Origin of the sequence: Leifsonia shinshuensis (genome assembly GCF_031456835.1) — a bacterium.
GTDB classification, from domain to species: Bacteria; Actinomycetota; Actinomycetes; order Actinomycetales; family Microbacteriaceae; genus Leifsonia; species Leifsonia shinshuensis_C.
On the sequence record NZ_JAVDVK010000001.1, the window covers coordinates 846714 to 872010 of the forward strand.

A 25297-nucleotide genomic window follows, 5' to 3' on the forward strand; every position below is an offset into this window, starting at 1 on the left:
TCGGTCGCTGGACCGCGTCGGGCACGTCGGGCACGTCCGCACGCTACGGGCGGCGGGTTAAGCGCCGGTGAACGCCGGACGTGGTCAGCCCTCCCCGAGCGCGTGCAGCAGCTGCGCCTTGTTCATCCGCGAGTAGCCCTGGATGCCGCGCGCCTTCGCACGGTCCCGCAGCTCGCGGAAGGTCGGGATGCCGGTGCTGGACGCAGGCCCGGCGACGTGCTCGGCCACCGACGTCGCGGACGTGCGCGCCTCCACCGCCGTCTTCTTGGCGCGGCGGACCGCCTTCTTCGCGTCCTTCGCGGCCTGCGCGAGCCGATCGGCCAGGTCCTCGGCCTCCCGCCGGGTCTTCTTGTCGAGCTTCTTCACGGCCTGTTCGGCCTCGCCGACGGCGACGCGCGCCGTCATCAGCGCCTTCTCGGCGGCCTTCTCGGCCTTGCTCTTCGCCACGGTGCCTCCTTCGCAGGTATGCCCCCTCGTGGGGCCAACCATACGGGCGCGGGAGGCTTCGCGGGCTAGTGGATTTCCGCGTCCTCCTCGAGGTGCGCGAGCAGCGCGTCCAGAATGGGCCGCTGGGCCTTCGTCAGTTTCGGGCGCGCCTCGTCCAGCGGGAACCAGCGGGCGTCGTCGACCTCCGGGAACGACCTCATACGGCCGGACCGCGGCGGCCACTCCAGCTCGAACGTGTTGCTGCGCACCGCATCCGGCTGGAACTCGCTCTCGGCGGCGAAGACCACGATCGTCTTGCCGGACCCGGGGAACTCGCCGAGCGGCACGTAGTCGGCGTCGGGCGGCGGGGTGCCGATCTCCTCCGTGAACTCTCGCCGGGCGGCAGCCAGCTCATCGCCGAGGTCGCCCTCCTCGACGATGCCCTTCGGGAACGACCACGCGGCTTCGTCTTTGCTGGTCCAGTACGGACCTCCCATATGGGCGATCCACACCTCCACCCCGGCGCGACGGCGGTACAGGAGCAGGGCGGCGCTGCGGACGGTCATGAGGCTGCCCTCTCCTCGAGAAGTTCTTTGAGTTCCGCGACCTGGGCCGACAGGGCGACGATCTCGCCGTGCGTCGCCGCCCGCTCGTCCGCTTCTGTCTCCGCAACCCTTTCGACGATCCACGAGGCGAGGGTCGCGGTGACGATGCCCAGCGTCGCGACGCCGCCGACCATGAGGCCCACGGCGACCAGCCGCCCGGTTTCGGTGATCGGCGTGAAGTCGCCATATCCCACGGTCGAGATCGTCTCGAATGCCCACCAGACGGCCTGAGGGAACGTGTGGATCGGCGAGGCCGGCGCCGATCGCTCGGCGTCCAGCACCGCGAGCGCGGCGGTGAAGACGAGCAAAGCAACCGCCCCGGCGACGTACATGATCACCCGCCCGCGAAAGGCGCGCCCGGCCGTTCGCTGGAGCACTGCAAGCACGGCTAGAAGCCTGAGGAGGCGGAGCGGCCGGAGTGCTGGGAGGACGACGATCGCGAGATCGAGAAGATGCGTGTAGAACCATCGCCACCTGCGCGGGGCCAGCACTAGGCACACGACATAGTCGATGACGAACGCCGCCCAGGTCACGGCGATCACCGCCTCTGCGGCGGCCGCGGCCGACCCGGTGAGGTCTCCGATTACCTCCCAGGCGTAGGCGATGAGGAAGAGGAATGCGGCCGCCGTGAGCGGCCAGTCAGCGATTGTGCGCCAGCGCTCCAGATTCATGCCATCACATTAGGACCGCGCGTCCCCGTGTGACACCTCGTGCATCCGCCCTACCGGGCGCGACTAACGTGGAGACGTGGACTCGGGTGACGCGTGGGTGGAAGGGCCGGACGGCCAGCGGTTCTGGGGCCGGTTCGGCGCGGCCGGGCTGCTCGTGCACGACCTGCGGCGCGGGGTGCTGCTGCAGCACCGGGCGGACTGGAGCCACTTCGGCGGCACCTGGGGGCTTCCGGGAGGCGCGCGGCACGCGGGGGAGAGCGCGGTCGACGGTGCGCTCCGCGAGGCGGCCGAGGAGGCGGCGGTGCCGCCCGACGCGCTCCACGTGCTGTTCGAGAGCGTGCTCGACCTCGGCTTCTGGTCGTACACGACGGTGGTCGCGCAGGCGGTGCGCTCGTTCGAGCCGCACATGGCGGACGTCGAGAGCATCGAACTGCGCTGGGTGCCGGTCGACCAGGTGGTGTCGCTGCCGCTGCACCCGGGCTTCGCCGCGTCCTGGCCGTCGCTGCGCGCGCGCCTGGCCGCCCTGTCGGACTAGCGCGGCGCGTGCGTCGCCGCTGCCGCGGGCGGCGCAACGAGGGGTCGAGACACGCCGTTATGGCGCGCGCTTAACGGCGTGTTGCGCCCCCTTGTTGCGCAAGCGGCGGCGCGCAGCGGCGTGCGTCAGGATGCGACGCGCGGCCAGAGCAGGGAGCTCGGCACGTCCTCGCAGTCGTCGGGGAGGCCCGTGTACGACGCGGCGCCCGGATACGGAGCGGCGCCCGGATACGCGGGGGCGCCCGGATACCCGGGCGAACCGCGATAGTGGTACGCGTTGCGGGCGAACAGCCGGTCGCCGCGGATCGTGCCGAGGTAGTCGCCCTCGGGGGTGACGGCGTCGTCGTCCCCCCAGGGGAACCAGCCGATCCAGTCGCCATCGGGGTTGAACAGGTCGCGGGACCTCGGGTCGGTCCGGAACGCTATCCAGACCCCCTGGCTGTCATGCAGGTAGACGGTCATCGTCGATCATGCCTTTCGGGTCGGCATCGTCGTTCCGTGAATTATCCTCACACCCTGCGCCGGGCGCAAGAGACGCGCCGACGGGTGTCGGCGGCGGGCCCGAGAATGGAGGGGTGCACATCCTCCTCGAGCGCTCCGGGCGCGACGCCGCGCGGCTCACGTGGCTCGAGTCCGCGCGACGGGATGCGGATGCGGCTCCCGAGCGCAGCCGCGTCGTGCCGCTCGCCGGGCTGCCGGGTCTGGTCGCCGCGGAGGAGGCGGCGAGCGAGCGGCCGCGCTGGGTGTGGGACGACACGCGCGCCTGGTATCCCGCGCTGCTGGCGGCGGGCGTCCGGGTCGAGCGGTGCGTCGACCTGCGGCTGTGCCACGCCATCCTGCGCACCTCGACGCTGACGGCGGCGACAGCCCTCGCCACGGCCGAGCCGGGACCGTGGGATGCGATGGAGGAGCCGGTGGTGGAGGCGGCGCCCCGGCACACCGCACTGTTCGACCTGGACGACGCGCCGGACGATCCCGCGTCCTCCGCGACGGGCTCGGCAGCGACCGTCGGCGCGCCCGCCGGCCGCGACCCCCGCGCCGAGTTCGCCCTGCAGGAGGACGCCGTGGCGCAGAGCGCCGACCCCCGACGCCTGCGTCTGCTGCTCGCCGCCGAATCCGCCGGCGCGCTCATCGGCGTGGAGCTGCAGCACGCGGGCCTTCCGTACAGCGCCCAGCGCCACGACGAGCTGCTCACCGGCCTGCTCGGTCCGCGTCCCGCCTACGGCCGCCCGGCGGTGCTCGAAGAACTCACCCGCGCCATCCGCGACGGGCTCGACAGCCCCGAGCTCAACCCGGACAGCCCGCCCGACCTGCTCAAGGCGCTGCAGCGCGCCGGGGTGATGGCCACCTCCACACGGTCGTGGGAGCTGCGCCGCATCGAGCATCCCGTGATCGAGCCGCTGCTGCGGTACAAGAAGCTGTCCCGGCTCCTCACGGCGAATGGATGGACGTGGCTCGACGCGTGGGTGCACGACGGCCGGTTCCGGCCCGACTACGTGCCCGGCGGCGTCGTCACCGGCCGCTGGGCCACGCGCGGCGGCGGCGCCCTGCAGCTGCCGAAGCAGGTGCGCGGGGCGGTCGTCGCGGATCCCGGCTGGAAGCTGGTGGTCGCGGACGCGGCACAGCTCGAGCCGCGCGTCCTCACCGGGCTCGCCGCCGACCAGGCGATGGCCGCCGCCGGCCGCGGCAAGGACCTGTACGAGGGGATCGTCGCGTCCGGAGCGGTGGACGAGCGCGCGCACGCGAAGGTCGCCATGCTCGGCGCGATGTACGGCGCGACGACGGGGGAGAGCGGCCGGCTGATGCCGCGCCTGCAGCGTGCCTTTCCCCGGGCCGTCGCGCTGGTGGAGGAGGCCGCGCGCGCGGGGGAGCGCGGCGAGAAGGTGACGTCGCGGCTCGGCCGCAGCTCGCCGCTGCCCGGCACCGGCTGGGCGGCCGCCCAGGCGGCGGCGTTCGCGGCGGACTCGACGGCGGCTGACGAGCGACGCGCCCGCAGCCGAGCGCGCGACTGGGGCCGGTTCACCCGCAACTTCGTCGTGCAGGCGAGCGCGGCCGAGTGGGCGCTGTGCTGGATGGCCGAGCTGCGCAACCGCCTCACGGCGCTGGCGCCGGGGGCCGCCCTCACGGAGGCGCCGCACCTCGTGTACTTCCTGCACGACGAGGTGATCGTCCACACGCCGGCCGACCGGGCGGAAGAGGTCGCGGCGGCCGTCCGGGCAGCCGCGGAGCAGGCGGGACGGCTGCTCTTCGGCGCCTTCCCGGTCGAGTTCCCGGTGACCGCCGCGATCGTCGACAGCTACGCCGAGGCGAAATGAGCCCGCGGGCGGAATGCCCGAGTGTCGGACTTGGTTCTCACTGGGGACCTGACCGAGGATGGACACCATGACCGACACCGCCACCGCCCGCGACGAGACCGCGAAGCCCACTCCCGATGACGTGCTGGCGCGCTACCGCGCCCGCCGCGAGCAGGCGGTCACCGCCCCGCAGGGCAACCTGGCGCTCGTGAACACGCAGTGGATCACCGGCGACCCCGACACCGAGCAGCCGATCTGGGGCGTCCCGGGCCTGTGGTCGCCGCTGCCGAAGGGGCAGTCGGGCCTCAAGGTCACCGCCTCCGCGACCGACGACATCTTCGTGGACGAGGTGCTGGTGGACGGGTCCGCGATCGTACGCGGCAAGGACGACCCCAACCCGTCGGCGATCCGGTTCAGCGACACGCAGACCGGCTTCGTCATCGCCAGCGAGGACGGCGACTACGCCCTGCGCGTCTGGGATGCGGACTCCGAGGCCATCCAGGAGTTCGGCTCGATCGACGCGTTCCCGTTCAACCCCGAGTGGATCATCAAGGCGGCCTTCACCCCCATCGAGGGCGGCAAGACCGTCGGGTTCGAGCACCTGAAGGACGACGGCGCGACCCGCGACATGGTCGTCCCCGGCGAGATCACGTTCACCAAGGACGGCGTCGACTACAACCTCGCCGCCTTCAAGGCCGGCCGTGCGCTGCAGCTCGTGTTCGCGGACACCACGAACGGCGACAGCACCTACTCGGTCGGCCGGTTCCTGTTCGTCGTCCCGAACGACGACGGGACGGTCACCCTCGACTTCAACCTCGCCGTGCTGCCACCGTGCGCGTTCAGCTACAACTTCAACTGCCCGCTGCCGCCGGCGCAGAACCGCTTCGCGGTGCCGATCGAGGCCGGGGAGAAGAACGTCCTCAACAAGCAGGGCGAGCTGCTGCACTGAGCCCGGGTCCGGCCGGCGCCGGTCCTCGCCCGTGCCGGATCTCCGACGCACGGCAACGCAGCGCCCTGTAGCAGTAACGCCCCGCGTCAGCCGCCCGCGGCGGCCGGCGCCTCGGCAGCCGGGCGGCGCCCGCGGCGTGGCCGCTCGGGCGAGCGAGCCTGCACCAGCGCGGCCGGATGGGCCGCCAGGGTCGCCGCGACCTCGTCCAGCCACTCGATGGCCGCTTTCGCGCCCAGTTCGGCCGCGCGGTTCGCGGCGAGGAGGGCACGCGAGTCCGCCTCGTGCGTCAGGTAGCGGATGCGCTCGGCGTAGGCGGCGCGGTAGCCGTCGACGATGGCGAGCGCATCCACCCCGTCGAGGGATGCGGCGATCAGCACCTGGTCCTGCATCTCATCCCAGTCGGGGCGTCCGTCTGCCGGTCCGCCGGAAAGCCAGGCGTCCGCCGCCTCGCGCCCCGCCGGCGTCAGCTCGTAGAGGGGGAGGCCGTCGTCGGTCGCCCCGGCGGAGGCCACCAGGCCCTGGTCCGTCATACGGTCGAGGGTCGAGTACACCTGCCCAGGGTTGAGCTGGCGGCGGTGGGCGGCGCGGCAGAGGAACTCGCTCTGCAGCTGCGACCCGTAGGCGGGACCCTGCGTCAGCAGGGCCAGGAAACCGTTCTGCACGGACATACTCGGTATGCTATTCCGCTCCGGCGTTCGCCAGGCGACCGAATCGCCGAATCACAATCTTGTAACTAACCGCGGTTCTCAGGCATAATCGTGGCAACGCGCGTGAGCGCGTCCAACTTCACACCGCCGAAGCATCCCATCCGTTCCTGGTCGTAGGGGAAGACGCACCAACGAACGGAGGAGAATCATGTCGGCACACGCAGCTCGAGGGGTGCTCTACGTGCACTCCTCTCCCAGCGCGCTCTGCCCCCACATCGAGTGGGCGGCTGGTCGTGCCCTGGGTCGCGCTGTCAACTTCACCTGGGAGGCCCAGCCCGTGCTGAAGGGCTCCCAGCGCACGGAGTTCTTCTGGGACGGCCCGCAGGGGACCGGCGCCCGGCTGGCGTCCGCCCTGCGCGGGTGGGAGCACCTGCGCTACGAGGTGACGGAGGACGCCGGGCACGGCACCGACGGCGGCCGCTGGATGCACACCCCCGACCTCGGCATCTTCTTCGCCCAGGTGGACACCGCGGGCAACATGGTCGTCCCGGAGGACCGCATCCGCTACGCCATGGAGATCGCCGGCGCGAACGCCCTCGAGCTGCACCGCGAACTGCGCCTCGCCCTCGGGCAGGCGTGGGACGACGAGCTGGAGCCGTTCCGCCACGCCCACGACGACACCTCGGTGATCTGGCTGCACAACGTGGGCTGACCGGCTCCACCCCCAGACGTCCCGCGGCGGGCCGGGCTCCGGCCGCCCGCAGGCGGTGACACGCAGAAGGCCCCGGTCGCGACGACCGGGGCCTTCTGCTGTCGGTGGGAGTCCGCTCAGTAGGTGCGGAACGCGGCGACCGCGTTGTGACCGCCGAATCCGAACGAGTTGCTGATCGCCAGCTGGGGCCCGTCGCCGAGAGGCTGGGGCTCGCTCTTCACCTGCAGCGGGATGGCCGGGTCCATCTCGGTGATGTTGATCGTCGGCGGCGCCTGACGGTCGCGCATCGCGAGGATGGTGAACACAGCCTCGAGGGCGCCGGTGCCGCCGAGCAGGTGGCCGGTGGACGCCTTGGTGGCCGACACCGGGATGGTGTGCACCCGCTCGCCGAACACCTCGCGCAGGGCGACGTACTCGGACGGGTCGCCGACCGGCGTGCTCGTGGCGTGCGCGTTGATGTGGGTCACCTCGTCCGGGGTGGCGCCCGCGCGCTCAAGCGCGATGTGCACCGCGCGGCTGGCGCCGCGGCCCTCGGGGTCGTTCGCGGTGATGTGGTACGAGTCGGCGGTGACGCCGCCGCCGGCGAGCTCCGCGTAGATGCGGGCCCCGCGGGCGAGCGCGTGCTCCTCGGTCTCCAGCACGAGGCTGGCGGCGCCCTCGCCCATCACGAAGCCGTCGCGGTCGACGCTGTAGGGGCGGGAGGCGTGGGCCGGGTCGTCGTTGCGGCGCGAGAGGGCCTGCATCGACGAGAAGGAGGCGACCGTGATCGGGTGGATCGCGGACTCGGTGCCGCCGGCGATCACCACGTCGGCGAGACCCGCCTGCAGGTGCTCGTAGGCGTTCACCAGGGACTCGGTGCTCGACGCGCACGCGGAGGCGACGGTGCGGGCGAACGCCCGGGCCTCGAAGTGCATGGACACCGCGGCGGAGGCGGCGTTCGGCATGAGCATCGGGACGGTCATGGGCAGGACGCGACGCGGACCGCGCTCGCGCAGCGTGTCCCAGGCATCGAGCAGCGTCCACACGCCGCCGATGCCGGTGGCGTAGTCGACGCCGAGACGCTCGGGGGCGACGTCCGGACGGCCGGCGTCCTCCCAGGCCTCCATCGCGGAGATGAGGGCGAACTGGCTGGACGGGTCGAGGCGCTTGGCGACCGGGCGCTCCAGCACCTCCTCCGGGCGCACCTTGGCCTCGGCGGCGAAGGTGACGGGGAGCTCGTACTGGGCGACCCAGTCGTGCTCCAGGGTGCGCGCGCCGGACTCGCCGGCGAGCAGTGCGGCCCAGCTCTCGGGCGCGGTGCCACCGAGGGGCGAGGATGCGCCCACGCCGGTGATCACGATCTTCTTGGTCATAACGGCAACTCTCCGTGAATCAGGACGACGACGCGCTCAGGGGAGCGCGACGCACGCGCGGGCGGCCACTCAGCGTGCCGCCCGCGCGGAAGCATGCGCGAAGCTCAGGCGTTCTGCGCCTTGACGATGAACTCGACCGCGTCACCAACGGTCTTGAGGTTCTTGACCTCCTCGTCCGGGATCTTGACGTCGAACTTGTCCTCGGCGTTGACCACGATGGTCATCATCGAGATCGAGTCGATGTCGAGGTCGTCGGTGAACGACTTGTCCAGCTCAACCGTGTCGGTCGCGATGCCGGTCTCGTCGTTGATGAGCTCGGCCAGGCCGGCGAGAACTTCTTCGGTGGACAATGCCATGGTTTATCTCTCCTTGAGGGGGTGTCGTTGTGACCGGGAAACAGTCTAGGGCAGCACGACGACCTGCGCGCCGAAGACCAGACCGGCCCCGAAGCCGATCTGCAGCGCCAGTCCGCCGCTCAGCTCCGGGTGTTCCTGGAGCAGCCGGTGGGTCGCGAGCGGGATGGATGCGGCGGACGTGTTGCCCGTCGTCTCGATGTCGCGGGCGATGGCGACGGTGTCAGGCAGCTTGAGCTGCTTGGCGAACTCGTCGACGATCCGCATGTTGGCCTGGTGCGGGATGAAGGCGGCCAGCTGGTCGGGGGAGACCCCGGCCTCGTCGAGCGCCTGCTTGGCGACCTTGGCCATCTCCCAGACGGCCCAGCGGAACACCGTCTGGCCCTCCTGGCGCAGCGTCGGCCACGGCTTCTCACCGTCGCGGTACTCGAGCAGCGTGTTGCCCATCCCGACCGCGTCGGCCTTCGAGCCGTCGGAGCCCCACACCGTCTTGGCGATGCCCGGGTAGTCGCTCGGGCCGATGACGACCGCGCCAGCGCCGTCCCCGAGCAGGAACGAGATGGTGCGATCGGTCGGGTCGACGACGTCGGACAGCTTCTCGGCGCCGACGACGAGCGCGTAGTGCGCAGCGCCGGTGCGGATGAGCGCATCCGCCTGGGCGACGGCGTAGGCGTACCCGGCGCACGCGGCGTTCATGTCGTACGCCGCGGCGGGGTTGGCGCCCACCCGGTCGGCGAGCACGGCCGCGATGGACGGGGTCTGCTGCACGTTCGAGACGGTCGCGACGATCACGGCGTCGATCAGCTTCGGGTCGACGCCCGACTTCTCGATCGCCTCCTTCGACGCCTCGGTGGCGAGGTCGACGGCGAGCACGTCGCGGCCCGCCCGCGTGCGGGTGATGATGCCGGTGCGCTGGCGGATCCACTCGTCGGACGAGTTGATCGGGCCGACCAGGTCGTCGTTCGGGACGACGTTCTCGCCACGGGCGGCGCCGATCGAGAGGATGCGCGTGTACTGCGGGCCGTGGGACTGCTGCAGGGTGGGGTGGGTCATCGGGGGAGCTCCTTGCGGCCTTACGCGGCCTGGTCGATGAGGTCGAACGCGGCGGCCAGGTCGTCGGGCGTCTTGATGGCGACGGTCGGCACGCCCTTGAGGCCGCGCTTGGCGAGGCCGACGAGCGCTCCGGCGGGGGCGACCTCGATCAGGCCGGTGACGCCGGCCTCCTCGAAGGCCTTCATGTCGAGGTCCCAGCGCACCGGCGACGACACCTGGCCGACCAGCAGCCGCAGGAACTCGGCGCCGTCGGTCACCTCCGTGCCGTCCTTGTTGGTCCAGAGCCGCAGGGTCGGGTCGCCGGTGGTCAGCGTCGCAGCGAACTGCTCCAGCGCGGGCACGGCGGGCGCCATGTAGCGGGTGTGGAAGGCGCCGGCGACCTGAAGGGGGATGACGCGGGCGCGAGCCGGCGGGTTCTCGGCCAGCTGGGCCAGCGCATCCAGGGCGCCGGCGACCACGATCTGGCCGCCGCCGTTGTAGTTGGCGGGGGAGAGGCCCAGCTCCTCCAGCCGCGCCAGCAGCTCGTTCTCGTCGGCGCCGATCACGGCGCTCATGCCGGTCTCGACCTCGGCGGCCGCCCGGGCCATGGCCGCGCCGCGCTCGCGCACGAAGGCGACGGCGTCGGTCTCGCTGAGGACGCCCGCACCGGCCGCGGCGGTGAGCTCGCCGACCGAGTGGCCCGCGATGCCGCCGATGCGGTCACGACGGCCGTCCGCGAACAGGGCGGACAGCGTCAGCAGGCCGGCCGAGACGATGAGCGGCTGCGCGACCGCGGTGTCGCGGATCGTGTCGGCGTCGCTCACGGTGCCGTGCGCGACGAGGTCGATGCCGACCGCGTCGGAGATGCCGGTGAGCTGATCGCGGAACGAGGACTCGGCGAGCCAGGGGGTGAGGAACCCGGGGGTCTGGGATCCCTGCCCGGGGCACACGATGACGATCACGGTTTCCAGTCTGCCAATCTTCCGCGGGGCGGATGTGTCGGATGGATACGAAGTCTTCGGAGAATGCTTGTGGTTGTCTACAAGCGGGAGACGGTGCTCACCCGCCGCGGCGGGGCGAGTCGGGCTCGTTGATCGAGCCGACGATGAGCGCGGCCTGCAGGATGAGCGCCTCGCGCGCGCCGGTCGCATCCCACCCGATCACCTCGGAGACGCGCTTCAGGCGGTACCGCACGGTGTTGGGGTGCACGAAGAGCTCGCGGGCGGTCGCCTCCAGCGACCGGCCGTTGTCGAGGTAGCACCACAGGGTGGTCAGCAGCTCGGTCGAGTACGCCTGCAGCGGCCGGTAGATGCGGCTGATCAGCGTGGCCCGGGCGAGGCCGTCCCCCGCGAGCGCGCGCTCCGGAAGCAGGTCGTCGGCGTGCACCGGACGCGGGCAGTTGCGCCACGCCTTGGCGACCGCGAAACCGGCGAGAGCCGCCTTGGCGCTCTTGGACGCATCCACCAGGCTGGGCACCTCGTGACCGAGCACCAGGTGCCCGGCGCCGAAGCCCGGCTCCAGCTGCTGGGCGATCTCCAGGAACGAGACGACCGGCGCCGGCCCGATCGCATCCTCGGGCGTGCTGTTGCTCGGCCAGGCGCGGCCGATCACCAGCACCAGACGGCTGCCCTGCACGCCGATCAGCACATCCGCCGACATGTGGCGGGCCGTGCGGCGGAGCTGGTCGACGTCGAGCATCTTGGGCGCGGTGCCGACCAGGACGCTGACCTCGCCGTGACCGTGCCAGCCGAGCGCGGCGATGCGGCTGGGGAGCTCGTCGTCGTACTCGCCGGTCAGGATGCTGTCGACGACCAGCGCCTCCAGCCGTGCGTCCCACAGGCCGCGCGCCTCGGCGGCGCGGGCGTAGACGTCGGCCGCGGCGAACGCGATCTCGCGCGAGTACAGCAGGATCGCCTCCCGCAGGTCCTCGCCGCCTCCGCTCTTCACCCGCTCCTCGACCACCTCGACGGTGATCTTGATCAGCTGGAGCGTCTGCTGCAGGCTCACGCTCCGCAGCAGCTCGCGCGGTGCCGCGCCGAACACGTCGGCGGCGATCCACGGCGTCGACCGCGGGTCGTCGTACCACGAGATGAACGACGAGATGCCCGCCTGGGCCACCAGGCCGACGGCGCTGCGCCGGCCCGGTGGCATGTCGCGGTACCAGGGAAGGGTGTCCTCGAGTCGCTTGAGCGTGGTCGTCGCCAGCTCACCCGAGATCTTGCGCAACCACGCGAGCGTCTCGGGCTTCGTCCTCTCCACCGGGCTGCCTGCCACGGCGGTGTTACGCCTCGCCGCCCGCCGAGCCGGTGGTGCCGGCGTTCACGTCGTGCAGCAGGTACTTCTCGATCGCCCACGCCGGAGCGTTCGGGTCGACCTTCCCCTGCGCGGCGAGCAGTTCGAGCGTCCGCACCACCATCGACGGTCCGTCGATCTTGAAGAATCGGCGGGCGGCGGGGCGGGTGTCCGAGAAGCCGAAGCCGTCGGCGCCCAGGGTGGCGTACTCGCCGGGGACGAACTGACGGATCATATCCGGCACCGCGTGCGAGTAGTCGGTCACGGCGACGAACGGACCCTCGGAGCCCTGGAACTTGCGGGTGACGTACGGCACCTGCTTCTCCTGCTGCGGGTAGAGGAAGTTGTGCTCCTCCGCGGCCAGGCCGTCGCGGCGCAGCTCGCCCCACGAGGTGACGCTCCACACGTCGGCGGACACGCCCCAGTCCTGCGCGAGCAGGTGCTGGGCCTCGAGCGCCCATGGCACCGACACGCCGGAGGCGAGCAGCTGGGCCTTCGGTCCATCGCCCTCGCCGGCGCGGAGCTTGTAGACGCCGCGGACGATGCCGTCCACATCCACGCCCTCCGGCTCGGCCGGCTGCACGATCGGCTCGTTGTACACCGTGAGGTAGTACATGACGTTCGGGTCGGGGTGGTTGCCGCCGTACATCCGCTCGAGGCCGGCGCGCACGATGTGGCCGATCTCGTAGCCGTAGGCCGGGTCGTACTGCACGACGGCGGGGTTGGTCGCCGCGAGCAGCGGGGAGTGGCCGTCGGCGTGCTGCAGGCCCTCGCCGGTCAGCGTGGTGCGGCCGGCGGTCGCGCCGATGAGGAAGCCGCGCGCCATCTGGTCGCCTGCCGCCCACAGGGCGTCGCCGGTGCGCTGGAAGCCGAACATCGAGTAGAAGACGTACACCGGGATGAGCGGTTCGCCCTGCGTCGAGTACGACGTTCCGACGTTGGTGAACGCGGCCAGCGCGCCCGCCTCGTTGATGCCGACGTGGATGATCTGGCCCTGCGGGCTCTCCTTGTAGGCGAGGAGGAGCTCGCGGTCGACCGACGTGTAGTGCTGGCCGTTCGGGTTGTAGATCTTCGCGTTCGGGAAGAACGCGTCCATGCCGAAGGTGCGGGCCTCGTCCGGGATGATCGGGACGATGCGGTGGCCGAAGTCCTTCGAGCGGAGCAGGTCCTTCAGGAGGCGGACGAACGCCATCGTGGTGGCGACCTCCTGCGTTCCGGAGCCCTTCTTCGAGATCGCGTAGGCGGAGTCGTCCGGCAGGTTCAGCTGCGTGTACTTCGCGCGGCGCTCCGGCACGTAGCCGCCCAGGTCGCGGCGACGCTCGTGCAGGTAGCGGATCGTCTCGTCCTCAGCGCCCGGGTTGAAGTACGGCGGGAGGTACGGGTTCTCCTCGAGCTGCGCATCCGACACCGGGATGCGCATGGCGTCGCGGAACGCCTTCAGGTTGTCGAGGGTCATCTTCTTCATCTGGTGGGTCGCGTTGCGGCCCTCGAAGGACGGACCCAGGCCGTAGCCCTTGATCGTCTTCGCGATGATGACGGTCGGCTGGCCCTTGTGCTCGACGGCCGCCTTGAACGCGGCGTACACCTTGCGGTAGTCGTGGCCACCGCGCTTGAGGCCCCACACCTGGTCGTCGCTGTAGTCCTTGACGAGCTCGAGGGTGCGCGGGTCGCGGCCGAAGAAGTTCTCGCGCACGTAGGCGCCGTTCTCGGTCTTGTACGTCTGGTAGTCGCCGTCCGGCGTCTGGTTCATCAGGTTGACCAGCGCGCCGTCGGTGTCGCGGGCGAGCAGGTCGTCCCACTCGCGGCCCCAGATCACCTTGATGACGTTCCAGCCGGCGCCGCGGAAGTAGCTCTCCAGCTCCTGGATGATCTTGCCGTTGCCGCGCACCGGGCCGTCGAGGCGCTGGAGGTTCGCGTTGATGACGAAGGTCAGGTTGTCGAGCTTCTCGTTGGCAGCGACCTGGAGCTGGCCGCGCGACTCCACCTCGTCCATCTCGCCGTCGCCGAGGAACGCCCAGACGTGCTGGTCGGACGCATCCTTGATGCCGCGGTTGGTGAGGTACTTGTTGAGCTGGGCCTGGTAGATCGCGTTGATCGGGCCGAGACCCATCGACACGGTCGGGAACTGCCAGAAGTCCGGCATCAGGCGCGGGTGCGGGTAGCTGGAGAGGCCTCCGCCGGCGTGCGACTTCTCCTGGCGGAAGCCGTCGAGCTGGTCGGCGCTCAGGCGCCCCTCGAGGAAGGCGCGGGCGTAGACGCCGGGGGAGGCGTGGCCCTGGAAGAAGACCTGGTCTCCGCCGCCCGGGTGGTCCTGGCCGCGGAAGAAGTGATTGAAGCCGACCTCGAACAGCGTCGCGCTGGAGGCGTAGCTGGAGAGGTGGCCGCCGACGGCGATGCCGGGGCGCTGCGCGCGGTGCACCATGACGGCCGCGTTCCAGCGGACCCAGGCGCGGTAGCGGCGCTCGATCTCCTCGTCGCCGGGGAACTCCGCCTCGTTCTCGGGGGAGATGGTGTTGATGTAGTCGGTGGTCGGCACCATCGGGACGCCGACGTGCAGGTCCTTCGAGCGCTTCAGCAGGCTGAGCATGATCTCGCGAGCACGCTCGTGGCCCTGGGCCGCAACCAGTTGGTCGAGGGATTCACGCCACTCGGCGGTCTCCTCCGGGTCCGAATCGATGTTGTTCACCGAGTACGGGTCCTGGTCGTTTACAGTCACCCTCGACCTCTTTCTTGTGTCGGATGGATCGTGGACGTGCCGGAGCGCTGTCGGTTCTCGACAACTGCGGGCACCATCGTTCAGCCTAGCCTCACTCGGGAGGTACTGATGACCGTCGCTTGGCGCTCGGAGAACGCGGGTCTATGCTGTGTGCTCGTGCCTGCGCGGAGCCACGTCGCGCCGGCCTGAAAGGACGACCGATGGCCCTCGAGAACGACACCCAGGCACCCGACTTCGAACTGCTCAACCAGTACGGAGAGACGGTGCGGCTCAGCGACTTCCGCGGGCGCAAGGCGGTGGCGCTGGTGTTCTTCCCGCTCGCGTTCTCGGGCACCTGCACGGGCGAGCTGTGCGAGCTGCGCGACAACCTGGGCCTGTTCGCGGACCACCGCGTCGAGCTGCTGGCGATCTCCGTCGACTCCAAGTTCACGCTGCGCGCGTGGGCGGAGCAGGAGGGCTACGGCTTCTCGCTGCTGGCGGACTTCTGGCCGCACGGCGAGATCGCCAAGGAGTACGGCGTGTTCCTCCCGGAGAAGGGGATCGCCAACCGGGCGACCTTCCTCATCGACGAGCGCGGCATCATCCGCGCCTCCTTCATCACCGCGCCGGGGGAGGCCCGCTCGATCGAGGCCTACCGCGCGGCGCTCGACCGCCTCCCCGCGCACGTCTGACACACCTCTCGTCGGCCCCGCTGGGCGACGATTTGTGCCAAATAGTGGTTATGGGCGCCGCATAACCGCGATTTGGCACAAATCCTCGGGGCGGTGGCGGGTTCGGTAGGGTGGAGGGCGTTCAGGGCCTTTAGCTCAGCTGGTAGAGCGCCACGTTTACACCGTGGATGTCGTCGGTTCGATCCCGGCAGGGCCCACTTCTTCACTCGCCGTCGCTGAAGCGTCCTGGCCCAGCAGCGCGAACAGCGCGTCGACGGCGGCGGCCATGTCCACGGTGGGGTCCTGCAGCCACTGCAGCTGCAGGCCGTCCGAGACCGCCTGCACCAGGCGCGCGAGGGTGTCGGCGTCGACGGAGTGCGGGAGCTCGCCCCGCTGCTGCTGCGCCTCGAACGTCCGCGCGAACATCGCACGCAGGGCTGCGCTGCGCTCCACGAAGTAGTCGTGCGCGGGATGCGCCGGATCGCCGGCCTCCACGGCCAGGCGCGAGAACAGCTGCACCAACCCGGGCACCTCGGCGTTGTGGCGCACGACGCCGACGTAGCCTTCCCGCAGCCGCTCGGGGGTGGGATCGGCGTCGACCTCGCCGAAGCGGCGCGAGTCCACCTCATCCCTCTTGCGCAGGATGGCCGTGAACAGCTCGTCCTTGCTGTCGAAGTAGTGCAGCAGGCCGGCCTGGCTGAGGCCGACGGCGTCCGCGAGCTCCTTCACCGAGGCGCCGCGGTATCCCTCCCGGGCGATCACCTCGAGGGCGCTCTCCAGGATCTCGTCCCGCTTCGCCACGCCTTTCGCGTAGGAACCACGTCGTGCCATGCCTCCACCATAAACCGAATGGCGCTTGCATTCTGAAAACCGAGTGACGTAAGGTTTTGCTCACCATCCACGGTGGATGGTGAGAGGACCCCTTCGACAATGACGTCTGACACCTCCGTCCCGCTCGGCGAATCCAGCGCCGATCCGGCACCGATCACCACCAACACCTTCGTCGGCACCGCCTCCGGCAACGACGACCCGCCCGCCCCCATCAAGGGCCTCCGCCGGCTGATGGTGTGGATCATCCCCGCCAACCTCGGCATCTACCTGATCTGGGGAGCGCTGCCCGGCATCCTGCTCCCGCAGCAGATCACGCAGCTGTTCGGCGAGCAGGACAAGGTCGCCAACCTGGCGATCGCCGCGACGATCGGCGCGTTCGCCGCGATGATCGCCCAGCCGATCGCCGGTCAGATCTCCGACCGGACGCGCTCCCGCTTCGGACGGCGCGCACCGTGGATCGTGATCGGGTCGCTCGCGGGAGGGCTGTCGCTGGTCGGGCTGGCCTTCGCGAACTCGCTGGTCGGCGTCGTCATCGCCTGGACCCTGGTGCAGATCAGTTACAACTTCGCCCAGGGCCCGCTCACCGCGATCATGCCCGACCGCGTGCCGCTGAAGCGCCGCGGCACCTTCGCCGCGCTCTCCGGCATCGGCCTCATGGTGGGCGCGCTCGGCGGCCAGATCGTCGGATCGCTGTTCTTCAACAGCCTCACGGTCGGCTACATCTTCTTCGCGGTGTTCTCGCTCGCCGTGCTCAGCCTGTTCGTCCTCGCGAACCCGGACTACTCGAGCGCGCGGCTGGAGCGCGAGCCGTTCACGCTGGTCGACTTCCTCAAGACCTTCTGGGTGAACCCGGTCGCGCATCCCGACTTCTTCTGGGCGTTCACCGGCCGCCTGCTGCTGTACACCGGCTACTTCGCGGTGACCGGGTTCCAGCTCTTCCTGCTCACCGACTACTTCCACGTCGCGCATCCCGAGCAGCTCATCCCGCTCCTCGGACTGCTCAGCCTGGTGGGCATCATCGTCTCCACCGTCGTCTCCGGCCCGCTGTCGGACCGGTTCGGCCGCCGCAAGCCGTTCGTGTTCGCCTCGGCCGCCGTCGTCAGCCTGGCCTTCCTGCTGCCGTGGGTGTGGCCGGACGTGACCGCCTGGATCATCATGACGATCATCTCCGGCTTCGGGTTCGGGATGTTCCAGGCCGTCGACACGGCCCTCATGAGCGAGGTTCTCCCGTCCGCGAAGTCGTTCGCGAAGGACCTCGGCGTCGTCAACATCGCCGCGACGCTCCCGCAGACACTGGCCCCCGGAGTGGCCGGAGCCATCGTCCTCGCCTTCGGCTACAGCGCGCTCTTCCCGATCGCGATCGTCCTCGGCATCCTGGGGGCGTTGGCCGTGTGGCCCATCAAGGCGACCCGCTGACCATCACCATCGAAAGGAAACCCATGACCGACACCCTGACCGGCCCCCGCGCCGATCTGACCGGCCTGACCGTCGAGCAGAAGGCGGCGCTCACCAGCGGCGAGAGCTTCTGGCGCACGAAGGCCGTCGGCGACATCCCGTCCGTCATGCTCACCGACGGTCCGCACGGCCTGCGCAAGCAGCGCGAGGGCGGCGACCACCTCGGGATCGGCGACAGCGTGCCCGCCACCTGCTTCCCGCCCGCGGTGGCGCTGGGCTCCTCCTGGGATGCCGAGCTGGCCGAGCGCATCGGCACGGCCCTCGGGGTCGAGTCGTCGATCGAGGACGTCGCTGTCATCCTCGGCCCCGGCATCAACATCAAGCGGTCGCCGCTGTGCGGCCGCAACTTCGAGTACCTGAGCGAGGACCCGATCGTCTCCGGCGTGCTCGGCGCCGGGATCGTGCGCGGCATCCAGTCGCAGGGCGTCGGCGCGTCGCTGAAGCACTTCGCCGCGAACAACCAGGAGGACGACCGGATGCGGTCCTCGTCCGACGTGGACCCGCGCCCGCTGCGCGAGATCTACCTGCGCGGCTTCCAGCGGGTGGTGGAGGATGCGCAGCCGCACACGGTCATGTGCTCCTACAACCGCATCAACGGCGTGTTCGCGTCCGAGAACCGCTGGCTGCTGACGGATGTGCTGCGCGGGGAGTGGGGCTTCGAGGGCCTCGTCGTCTCGGACTGGGGCGCGGTGAGCGACCGCGTCGCGGCTCTGCGCGCCGGTCTGGACCTGGAGATGCCGGGCAACGGCGGCCAGTCCGACGCCGAGGTGGTGGCCGCCGTCGCGGAGGGCAGCCTCGACGAGGCGCTGCTGGATGCGTCCGCGCAGCGGAACGCGGACCTGGCCGTGCGCTGGGCGGCGACGCCGCGCGTCGAGGGTCCGCTCGACGTGGATGCGCACCACGAGCTGGCGCGTGAGGCGGCGGCCCGGTCGATCGTGCTGCTCAAGAACGACGGAGCCGAGCCCCTCCTGCCTCTCGCGGCGGACCGTTCGCTCGCGGTCATCGGCGCCTTCGCGGAGAAGCCGCGCTACCAGGGCGCGGGTTCGTCGATGATCCACCCGACCCGGTTGGACGACGCGCTCACGGCGATCCGCGCGGTCGCGCCGGACGCCGTCTACGCGGCCGGCTTCTCGCTGGCGGCGGATGCGCCGGAGGACGAGACGGCCCGCCTGCGCGAGGAGGCGGTCCAGGCCGCCGCTGCGGCGGACGTCGCCGTGGTCTTCGCCGGGCTGCCTGCACGCCTCGAGTCCGAGGGCTACGACCGGGAGGACATCGACCTCCCGGCCGACCAGCTCGCCCTCATCGATGCGGTCGTCGCCGCCAACCCGCGGACCGTCGTGGTGCTGTCGAACGGAGCCGTCGTCGCGCTGCCGTTCGCAGAGCGGGTGCCCGCGATCGTCGAGGCGTGGCTGCTCGGTCAGGCCGGCGGGTCGGCCACCGCCGACGTGCTGTTCGGCGCGGTGAACCCGTCCGGCAAGCTGACCGAGACCATCCCGCTGCGCCTCGAGGACACCCCCGCGTTCCTCAACTTCCCCGGCGAGGAGGGCCACGTCCGCTACGGCGAGGGGCTGTTCGTCGGCTACCGCTGGTACGACGCCCGGCGGATGGCCGTCGCGTTCCCGTTCGGCCACGGGCTCTCGTACACGACCTTCTCCTATGGGGATGCGACCGCTACCGTCACTGAGAGCGGCGACGTGGAGGTGCGGGTCACCGTCACCAACACCGGCGACCGCGCCGGGCGCGAGATCGTCCAGGTCTACACGTCGCTCGCCGACTCGTCGGTGCAGCGTCCCGTGCGCGAGCTGAAGGGCTTCGCCTCGGTCGAGCTCGCGGCGGGGGAGTCGCGTGAGGTCGTCATCGCCGTCCGTCGCTCGGACCTGGCGTACTGGGACATCCGCGCGGAGCGCTGGGTGGTCGAGGGCGGCGAGTACACCGTCGAGGTGGGTGCGAGCAGCCGCGACCTGCGTTCCCGCACCACGGTGTCCGTCGACGGCGATGAGGTGCGTCTGCCGCTCACGCGGGAGTCGTCGCTCGGCGAGGTGATGGCGCATCCTGTCGCCGGCCCGATGGTGCAGTCGGCGCTGGCCGGCATGGCGCAGATGATGGAGGGCGCCTCGGCGATCATGCCGGAGGGGGTGTCGATGGAGAAGATGATGAACTCCTTCCCGATCGGCCGCGTCGGGATGATGGCCGGAGGCCAGGTCACGACGGAGATGATCGACGGCCTGCTGGCGGCGGCGAACGCGCAGCAGGGCTGAGTCGGAGGCTGGAACCGGCATGCCGCGGCGGCGCACCCGCCGCGGCGTGTCGGCGCCGGTGCCGTGCCGGCGGGGGTGCCGCGCGCTAGCCTGACCGCATGCCCGAGGGACCGTACCGCTGGTTCGTGTACGCCGAGCTCGCACTGGCGGCGGTGACGTTCGTCGCTCTGCTGTTCGTGGTCGCGCCGTACGGCGGGCGCCACGGACGCGGTGGATGGGGTCCGACCGTGCCCGCCCGGGTCGGGTGGGTCGTGATGGAGGCGCCCGCGTCCATCCTGTTCGTGGTGTTCTACCTGCTCGGGTCGCACCGCTTCGAACCGGTGCCGCTGCTGTTCCTGGCGCTCTGGCTGGTGCACTACGTGTACCGGGCGTTCGTCTACCCGTTCCTGATGCGCTCCGGATCGCGCATGCCGGTGCTCGTGATGATGCTGGCGATCGGCTTCAACCTGCTGAACGCGTGGGTGAACGCGCGCTGGATCTCCGAGTACGGGGACTACCCGGTGGCGTGGCTCGCGGACGGGCGGTTCTGGGCCGGCGTCGTCCTGTTCGCGGGCGGTCTGGCGCTGAACGTGCGCTCCGACCGCACGCTGCGGCTGCTGCGGCGGTCGGGAGGCGGGTACCGCATCCCCCGGGGCGGTGGTTTCCGGTACGTCTCGAGCCCCAACTATCTGGGCGAGATGATCGAGTGGACGGGATGGGCGGTCGCCACCTGGTCGCTCGCCGGCGCCTCCTTCGCGCTGTACACGTTCGCGAACCTCGCGCCACGCGCGTTCGCGAACCACCGCTGGTACCGCGAGACGTTCCCGGACTATCCGCCGGAGCGCCGCGCGCTCATCCCGTTCGTGCTCTGACCCGGCGCACATTCGTCACGAATGTCCGCTCTCGCGTGCTCGAAGCGCGCATTCGTCACGAATGTCCGCGGCGGTGCGGGGCGCGCATTCGTCACGAATGTCGACTCAGGCGGGCGGGGAGGGTGCATTCGTGACGAATGCGGCGGGGTGGGGAGGCGGGAGTGACGGTGGTGCGTTCTAGCCTCGGAGGGAGGAGGGATGCCGTGCCGGAGAGCGTCGAGCAGTGGTGGGCGCGCCGCCAGTGGTCGAAGGGCGCCAGCGTGCCCTACGAGATCGGACGGTACCGCCGCGACTGGGAGCGGTACCCCGTGCTCGTCCGGCAGTACCATCCCGACCTCAACCACGGGATCACGCTGACCCAGGTGCCGCCCGCGGCCGACGTCTTCCTGGTCTGGGAGTGCGACGCCGGTCACCGGTTCGTCGCCACCCCGGAAGAGCAGCGCTCCCGTCCGGGCGGAACCCGGCGCCGGTCCGCGTGGTGCCCGGACTGCGCCGAAGCGGCGGCGCCCCGCCCCGTTCGGACGCCGACCCCCGACGCGGGCTCCCACGTCTGCGGGCACGCGCGCGACCCGCGGCGCATCGAAGCGGACCCGGCCGACGACCGCTGCTACCTGTGCCGCCGCCTCGACCGCGAGAGCCTGACGCGGGAGCAGCTGGTCAGCATGGCGACGCCCGGCGCGCGAGTCGCCGTGTCGAACGAGAACGGAACCGCCGGAACCTACTCCTGGCAGTGCGACGCCGGACATCCGTCGTACCAGGCGAGCATCGAGCGCATCCTGGGCGGGCGGCGGTGCCCGATCTGCCGGCACGCCCGCGGCGGCGCGGACCGCGTGCCCGTCGGCGAGGCGTTCATCAGCCGCTGGGCTACGGCGCCCGCCTCCGCCGCCGAGCCCGAGCTCAAGCGACGGCTGGCCGCACGGCTCGACCTCGACCTGAGCAGGAACGCGGTCCGGGTCGCGACGCCGTTCCACTCGCATCTGGAGGTCTGGCCCGACATCCTGCTGCCCGAGCTGAAGGTCGCGATCGAGTACGACACCACCGGGCGGCACGGGCTCGAGCACGTCGGGCCGCGCGAGACGTCCGACCGGCGGAAGGACCGGCTGCTGCGCGCCGTCGGCTGGGAAGTCGTCCGCGTGCGGTGCGGCAAGCTCCAGCCGCTGGGGCCGTACGACGTGCAGGCCGGAGGGGTCACGGATGCGCTGGTCGAGCGGATCCTCGACCGACTGGGGGAGATCCGGGGCGAGCTGTTCGTCGCCGCCTACCGGCGCTGAACGCCTGCATTTCAGGGCATCCGCCCTCTGGTGGGCCGCCGCGCAGGGCCGTTACGCTGGGCGGCGAACCGGCATCCACCAGCTCTCACGAGGAGGACACCATGCCGTCGATCCTGAACCCGTACCTCAACTTCCGCGGCTCCGCCCGGGAGGCCATGGACTTCTACCGATCCGTCTTCGGCGGGGAGGTGCAGCGCAGCACCTTCGCCGAATACCAGATGGCCCAAGATCCGGCCGACAACGACCTGATCATGCACTCGCAGCTGACCAGCCCGGCGGGCTTCACGCTCATGGCTGCGGATGTGCCCGCCCACATGGACTTCACGCAGGGCTCCTCGATCTCCATCTCGCTCAGCGGCGACGACGAGGCCGAGCTGACCGGCTACTGGGAGAAGCTCGTCGAGGGCGGCAACGTCATCGAGCCGCTCAACAAGGCGCCGTGGGGCGACAGCTTCGGCATGGCGATCGACCGGTTCGGCGTGCAGTGGCTGGTCAACATCGCCGGCACACCGCCCGAGCAGCAGGGCTGACGCCCGGCCCGCTCAGCCGTGCAGCTCGGCGAGAGCGGCGTCGAACGACCGGAAGTACGTGCGGCGGCCGGGGCGGCCGATCTGCGTCACCTCGTACATGGCGTCCAGCTGCAGGATGAACCCGACGACGGGAGGCGCGCCGATCGCGGCGACGCGGGTGTCGCTCACCCGCCACTCATGGTCCGAGATCTCCGACACCTCCAGCCCCTGCCGGACGAACCTCGCGTGCGTTTTCATGACACCAGCCAAGTGGACCGGCCGTTCTGCGGCCAGGCCTTGACAGCTGACATCGGCGGGTGTGAGGAGTGCTGTATTCCCGCGCGTCCCCGGGCGGAGCTATGGTTCAGCCGTCCGCATCCGGAACGCCGTGGAGGTCGTCATGTGCCGTTGGCTCGCATACTGGGGAGAGCCGCTGAAGCCCTCCGAACTGATCCTGGACACGCAGCACTCGCTGGTGGCCCAGTCGCTGAACTCGCCGCTCGGCGCGGAGACGGTCAACGGCGACGGCTTCGGTTTCGGCTGGTACCCCGAGGACACGAGCCACGGCAACGTGCCGGCTCTCTTCCACAGCATCGAGCCGGCCTGGCACGACGAGAACCTGCGCGAGCTGACGAGTTCGATCGCGAGCCCGCTCTTCTTCGGGCATGTCCGCGCGGCAGCCGGTCCGCCCATCCAGCAGTCGAACTGCCACCCGTTCCGCCACGAGAACTGGCTGTTCATGCACAACGGCTTCCTGGATGGATTCCTGAAGATGAAGCGCGACCTCGCGTTCGCGATCGACCCGTCGCTGTATCCGCTGATCCACGGGACCACGGACACGGAGGTGCTCTTCTACCTCGCGCTGACGATGGGCCTGCAGGACGACCCCGCCGCCGGACTGGCGCGCGCCATCCGGATGGTCGAGCAGGTGGGGCAGAGCAAGGGCATCCAGTTCCCGATGCAGGGAACGGTCGCGGTGTCGGACGGCTCGACGCTCTGGGCGTTCCGCTACTCCACGTCGCACAAGAGCCGCACGCTCTACCACTCGGTCGACATCCCCGAGCTCCGTGAGCTGTACCCGGACGCCGCGCGCCTCGAGGTCTTCGGCGAGAAGGCCAAGGTCGTGGTGTCGGAACCGCTGACCGACCTCCCGGGCGCCTTCGTCGAGGTGCCGGAGTCGACCCTCGCGATCGTCGACGCGTCCGGTTACCACCACGAGCCGTTCCTGGACGAGGCCGCCTGAACGGCGGCCCCGCCCGGGTGAAACGCAGGTGAACGACGGTCAGTCGCCGTCCATCACCTTGCGCACGAACGCGTCAACGTGCTCGCGGAGCGCGTCGATCCGCTGCTGCCGCGCCGCCTCGACGTCGAACCCCACGTAGGCGGTCGGAGGGCGGCGGCGGACGTTCGCCGAGCACTGGAACTCGGCGCACACGAGCGTGCCGAGGGTGTTGCCGTTGCGCCCGGCCCGGCCAGCGCGCTTGGCGATGAAGAACAGCACGTCATTCGGCAGGTGCACGTCCTCGCACCACGAGCACTGGGGACGCGATCGGATGCGGCCCTCGGCCTGGCGCAGGAGCACGCCGACGGGCGCGCCGTCGATTTCCGCGACGACGTAGCCCACCTGCGGCTGCCGTCGGTCGCGCCAGCCGAGGAAGTCGAGCTGGTCCCAGCGGATGTCCGCGAGGTCGGGGATGGTGAGCTCCTTGCGCTCGCGCTGTGACGCGTTGACGAAGGAGGAACGGAGTTGTTGCTCAGTGAGCGGAAGCATGGATGAACGCCTGACTGTCGTGAATCGGTCGTGAGCGGACGGAAGGTCCGCGAGAGGTCGCCGGGCATGCCGCAGCGACAGGTGCGCGCCAGGGCGCGCGGGAATCACCGAGAGGGGGACAGTGCTATCTCGCGCCGGCGCTGAGCGCGCCGACGACCTCCAGACGCCCAGCGGCCGACGGCGCGACGGCCGTGGCTGCAGCGGGCTGCGAGATGAGCGGGTTCACGCCACCACTCTATCGCGGCCGCGCCCGGGCGCCGCGGGCCCGAGGGTGTCTTCCCGCTGTCGGTGGTGAGCGGGACCATGGGTCTCACGACCGAGAGGAGACCTCATGTCCGCCCAGGTGACCCCCGTCGACCCGCCGGAGCTGTACCGGAGCCCGGCCTTCGCCCAGGGGATGATCGCGCCCGCCGGTCCGCTGCTGTTCGTCGGAGGTCAGAACGGCGTCGACGCCGAAGGCGCACTGCTCGAGGGCCTCGCGGCCCAGACCGAGCAGGCGCTCCGCAATCTGCTGGCGGTGTTGGCTGCGGCCGGGAGTGGTCCCGCGTACGTCGCCCGGCTGACGATCCACCTCGCACCGGGGATCGACCCGACCGAGGCCTACGGAGCGACCCGCACCGTGTGGGGCGACCACCGCACCGCGGTCACCGTGCTGACCGTGGCGCCGGCCCGGCCGGGAGCCCTGGTGGAGATCGACGCCGTGGCGGCGGTCCCGGTCTGAGCCGCGCTCACTCGTCCCGCGAGTCCGGCCCGTCGAACTCCTCGAGCTCCTCCACGACCGCCTCGCCTTCCGCGCCGGTGTCGTCGCGCCCGCCGTCGTCGGCGGCCTCGTCACCGGTCGGACCGGACTGGAACGCCCCGGTGCCTTCGTCGAGCGTGCCCTCGCCGTCGGGGTAGCCGGCGTCGTCCGGGTACTCGTCGTTGCGGTCGCTGTTCGCGTCGTCGCGCGTCATCTCGTCCTCCTCGTTCGTCGGGCGCATGCGTCCCGGATATCGCTCCCCGGCATCATCCCCCGCGTTCGCGAAGAGCACACCCGCCAAATTCGAATAACGACCGAACTGAATGTTCTGCCGATCCTGTACTAGGGTCGAGTGGTGGTGGATGGTGGTGCCGTGTCC

At 70.8% G+C, this 25297-nt stretch carries 27 protein-coding genes and 1 tRNA gene; 13 read left to right on the forward strand and 15 right to left on the reverse strand.

Annotation, left to right across the window (positions count from 1 at the left end; translation table 11 throughout):
• Positions 1-84 precede the first annotated feature (84 nt).
• The 3 genes from J2W45_RS04125 to J2W45_RS04135 all read right to left on the reverse strand — a co-directional run bounded on the left by J2W45_RS04125 (position 85) and on the right by J2W45_RS04135 (position 1702).
• Complete coding sequence (locus J2W45_RS04125; RefSeq protein ID WP_310129236.1) at positions 85-447, reverse strand: hypothetical protein; 363 nt, start codon at positions 445-447, stop codon at positions 85-87.
• A 65-nt stretch (positions 448-512) separates the two neighbouring features.
• On the reverse strand, positions 513-992 hold the full coding sequence (locus tag J2W45_RS04130; protein ID WP_310129238.1) for an NUDIX hydrolase: 480 nt from the start codon (positions 990-992) through the stop codon (positions 513-515).
• Positions 989-1702, reverse strand: a complete 714-nt coding sequence (locus J2W45_RS04135) for a potassium channel family protein (RefSeq protein ID WP_310129240.1) — start codon at positions 1700-1702, stop codon at positions 989-991. The genes J2W45_RS04130 and J2W45_RS04135 overlap by 4 nt, the downstream gene beginning before the upstream one ends.
• Positions 1703-1778: 76 nt before the next feature.
• Here J2W45_RS04135 and J2W45_RS04140 point away from each other — a divergent pair, with 76 nt between their 5' ends.
• Positions 1779-2237 (forward strand): NUDIX domain-containing protein, encoded by a 459-nt coding sequence (locus J2W45_RS04140; RefSeq protein WP_310129242.1) that lies wholly within the window; start codon positions 1779-1781, stop codon positions 2235-2237.
• Between the two features lie 125 nt (positions 2238-2362).
• Here the strand turns inward: J2W45_RS04140 and J2W45_RS04145 are convergent, their stop codons facing one another.
• Positions 2363-2698 (reverse strand): hypothetical protein, encoded by a 336-nt coding sequence (locus J2W45_RS04145; RefSeq protein WP_310129244.1) that lies wholly within the window; start codon positions 2696-2698, stop codon positions 2363-2365.
• Positions 2699-2811: 113 nt separating this feature from the next.
• On the opposite strand from J2W45_RS04145, the gene J2W45_RS04150 reads away from it, so the two are divergent.
• Both J2W45_RS04150 and J2W45_RS04155 read left to right on the forward strand, forming a co-directional pair.
• Positions 2812-4551 carry a bifunctional 3'-5' exonuclease/DNA polymerase gene (locus J2W45_RS04150; protein WP_310129246.1) on the forward strand — a complete coding sequence of 580 codons (1740 nt, stop codon included), beginning with the start codon at positions 2812-2814 and terminating at the stop codon, positions 4549-4551.
• A 67-nt stretch (positions 4552-4618) separates the two neighbouring features.
• Positions 4619-5479: a DUF1684 domain-containing protein gene (locus J2W45_RS04155; protein WP_310129247.1), complete on the forward strand. Its 861-nt coding sequence runs from the start codon at positions 4619-4621 to the stop codon at positions 5477-5479.
• Between the two features lie 86 nt (positions 5480-5565).
• On the opposite strand, the gene J2W45_RS04160 is transcribed toward J2W45_RS04155, so the two are convergent.
• Positions 5566-6147: a PadR family transcriptional regulator gene (locus tag J2W45_RS04160; RefSeq protein ID WP_310129252.1), complete on the reverse strand. Its 582-nt coding sequence runs from the start codon at positions 6145-6147 to the stop codon at positions 5566-5568.
• Positions 6148-6334: 187 nt separating this feature from the next.
• Here J2W45_RS04160 and J2W45_RS04165 point away from each other — a divergent pair, with 187 nt between their 5' ends.
• Entirely contained in the window at positions 6335-6838 is a 504-nt protein-coding gene (locus tag J2W45_RS04165; RefSeq protein WP_310129254.1) for a DUF3145 domain-containing protein, read from the forward strand.
• 116 nt (positions 6839-6954) lie between these two features.
• Here the strand turns inward: J2W45_RS04165 and J2W45_RS04170 are convergent, their stop codons facing one another.
• The 6 genes from J2W45_RS04170 to aceE form a co-directional block, all read right to left on the reverse strand.
• Entirely contained in the window at positions 6955-8190 is a 1236-nt protein-coding gene (locus tag J2W45_RS04170; protein WP_310129256.1) for a beta-ketoacyl-[acyl-carrier-protein] synthase family protein, read from the reverse strand.
• A gap of 104 nt (positions 8191-8294) precedes the next feature.
• Positions 8295-8546, reverse strand: a complete 252-nt coding sequence (locus J2W45_RS04175; protein WP_018190963.1) for an acyl carrier protein — start codon at positions 8544-8546, stop codon at positions 8295-8297.
• A 45-nt stretch (positions 8547-8591) separates the two neighbouring features.
• Positions 8592-9596, reverse strand: a complete 1005-nt coding sequence (locus tag J2W45_RS04180) for a beta-ketoacyl-ACP synthase III (protein ID WP_310129258.1) — start codon at positions 9594-9596, stop codon at positions 8592-8594.
• A gap of 20 nt (positions 9597-9616) precedes the next feature.
• A complete protein-coding gene (locus tag J2W45_RS04185) occupies positions 9617-10537 on the reverse strand; it encodes an ACP S-malonyltransferase (RefSeq protein WP_310129260.1) in 921 nt (306 codons plus the stop codon).
• 97 nt (positions 10538-10634) lie between these two features.
• The gene (locus J2W45_RS04190; RefSeq protein WP_310134907.1) at positions 10635-11834 is read right to left on the reverse strand and encodes a PucR family transcriptional regulator; all 1200 of its coding nucleotides are present in this window, start codon (positions 11832-11834) and stop codon (positions 10635-10637) included.
• Between the two features lie 22 nt (positions 11835-11856).
• Positions 11857-14583, reverse strand: a complete 2727-nt coding sequence (gene aceE / locus J2W45_RS04195) for a pyruvate dehydrogenase (acetyl-transferring), homodimeric type (protein WP_310129262.1) — start codon at positions 14581-14583, stop codon at positions 11857-11859.
• Positions 14584-14783: 200 nt separating this feature from the next.
• On the opposite strand from aceE, the gene J2W45_RS04200 reads away from it, so the two are divergent.
• Both J2W45_RS04200 and J2W45_RS04205 read left to right on the forward strand, forming a co-directional pair.
• On the forward strand, positions 14784-15254 hold the full coding sequence (locus J2W45_RS04200; protein ID WP_310129264.1) for a peroxiredoxin: 471 nt from the start codon (positions 14784-14786) through the stop codon (positions 15252-15254).
• A 124-nt stretch (positions 15255-15378) separates the two neighbouring features.
• Positions 15379-15451 (forward strand) — tRNA-Val (locus tag J2W45_RS04205).
• Here the strand turns inward: J2W45_RS04205 and J2W45_RS04210 are convergent.
• Positions 15411-16064 (reverse strand): TetR/AcrR family transcriptional regulator, encoded by a 654-nt coding sequence (locus J2W45_RS04210; RefSeq protein WP_310134909.1) that lies wholly within the window; start codon positions 16062-16064, stop codon positions 15411-15413. The genes J2W45_RS04205 and J2W45_RS04210 overlap by 41 nt on opposite strands.
• 99 nt (positions 16065-16163) lie before the next feature.
• Between J2W45_RS04210 and J2W45_RS04215 the strand changes: the two genes are divergently transcribed.
• The 5 genes from J2W45_RS04215 to J2W45_RS04235 all read left to right on the forward strand — a co-directional run bounded on the left by J2W45_RS04215 (position 16164) and on the right by J2W45_RS04235 (position 22429).
• Positions 16164-17480 (forward strand): MFS transporter, encoded by a 1317-nt coding sequence (locus tag J2W45_RS04215; protein ID WP_310129266.1) that lies wholly within the window; start codon positions 16164-16166, stop codon positions 17478-17480.
• A gap of 23 nt (positions 17481-17503) precedes the next feature.
• The gene (locus J2W45_RS04220) at positions 17504-19777 is read left to right on the forward strand and encodes a glycoside hydrolase family 3 C-terminal domain-containing protein (RefSeq protein ID WP_310129268.1); all 2274 of its coding nucleotides are present in this window, start codon (positions 17504-17506) and stop codon (positions 19775-19777) included.
• A 98-nt stretch (positions 19778-19875) separates the two neighbouring features.
• The gene (locus tag J2W45_RS04225; protein WP_310129270.1) at positions 19876-20628 is read left to right on the forward strand and encodes a phosphatidylethanolamine N-methyltransferase family domain-containing protein; all 753 of its coding nucleotides are present in this window, start codon (positions 19876-19878) and stop codon (positions 20626-20628) included.
• Between the two features lie 203 nt (positions 20629-20831).
• Positions 20832-21899, forward strand: a complete 1068-nt coding sequence (locus tag J2W45_RS04230) for a zinc-ribbon domain-containing protein (protein WP_310129272.1) — start codon at positions 20832-20834, stop codon at positions 21897-21899.
• A 101-nt stretch (positions 21900-22000) separates the two neighbouring features.
• Positions 22001-22429 (forward strand): VOC family protein, encoded by a 429-nt coding sequence (locus J2W45_RS04235; protein WP_310129274.1) that lies wholly within the window; start codon positions 22001-22003, stop codon positions 22427-22429.
• 12 nt (positions 22430-22441) lie between these two features.
• Here the strand turns inward: J2W45_RS04235 and J2W45_RS04240 are convergent, their stop codons facing one another.
• Entirely contained in the window at positions 22442-22666 is a 225-nt protein-coding gene (locus J2W45_RS04240; protein WP_310129277.1) for a hypothetical protein, read from the reverse strand.
• Positions 22667-22808: 142 nt separating this feature from the next.
• On the opposite strand from J2W45_RS04240, the gene J2W45_RS04245 reads away from it, so the two are divergent.
• Entirely contained in the window at positions 22809-23651 is an 843-nt protein-coding gene (locus J2W45_RS04245) for a class II glutamine amidotransferase (protein WP_310129279.1), read from the forward strand.
• 39 nt (positions 23652-23690) lie between these two features.
• Here J2W45_RS04245 and J2W45_RS04250 read toward each other — a convergent pair whose 3' ends face one another.
• The gene (locus J2W45_RS04250; RefSeq protein ID WP_310129281.1) at positions 23691-24179 is read right to left on the reverse strand and encodes an FBP domain-containing protein; all 489 of its coding nucleotides are present in this window, start codon (positions 24177-24179) and stop codon (positions 23691-23693) included.
• 331 nt (positions 24180-24510) lie between these two features.
• Here J2W45_RS04250 and J2W45_RS04255 point away from each other — a divergent pair, with 331 nt between their 5' ends.
• Positions 24511-24900: a RidA family protein gene (locus J2W45_RS04255; protein ID WP_310129283.1), complete on the forward strand. Its 390-nt coding sequence runs from the start codon at positions 24511-24513 to the stop codon at positions 24898-24900.
• Positions 24901-24907: 7 nt separating this feature from the next.
• Here J2W45_RS04255 and J2W45_RS04260 read toward each other — a convergent pair whose 3' ends face one another.
• The gene (locus J2W45_RS04260) at positions 24908-25159 is read right to left on the reverse strand and encodes a hypothetical protein (RefSeq protein ID WP_310129284.1); all 252 of its coding nucleotides are present in this window, start codon (positions 25157-25159) and stop codon (positions 24908-24910) included.
• Between the last annotated feature and the right edge of the window lie 138 nt (positions 25160-25297).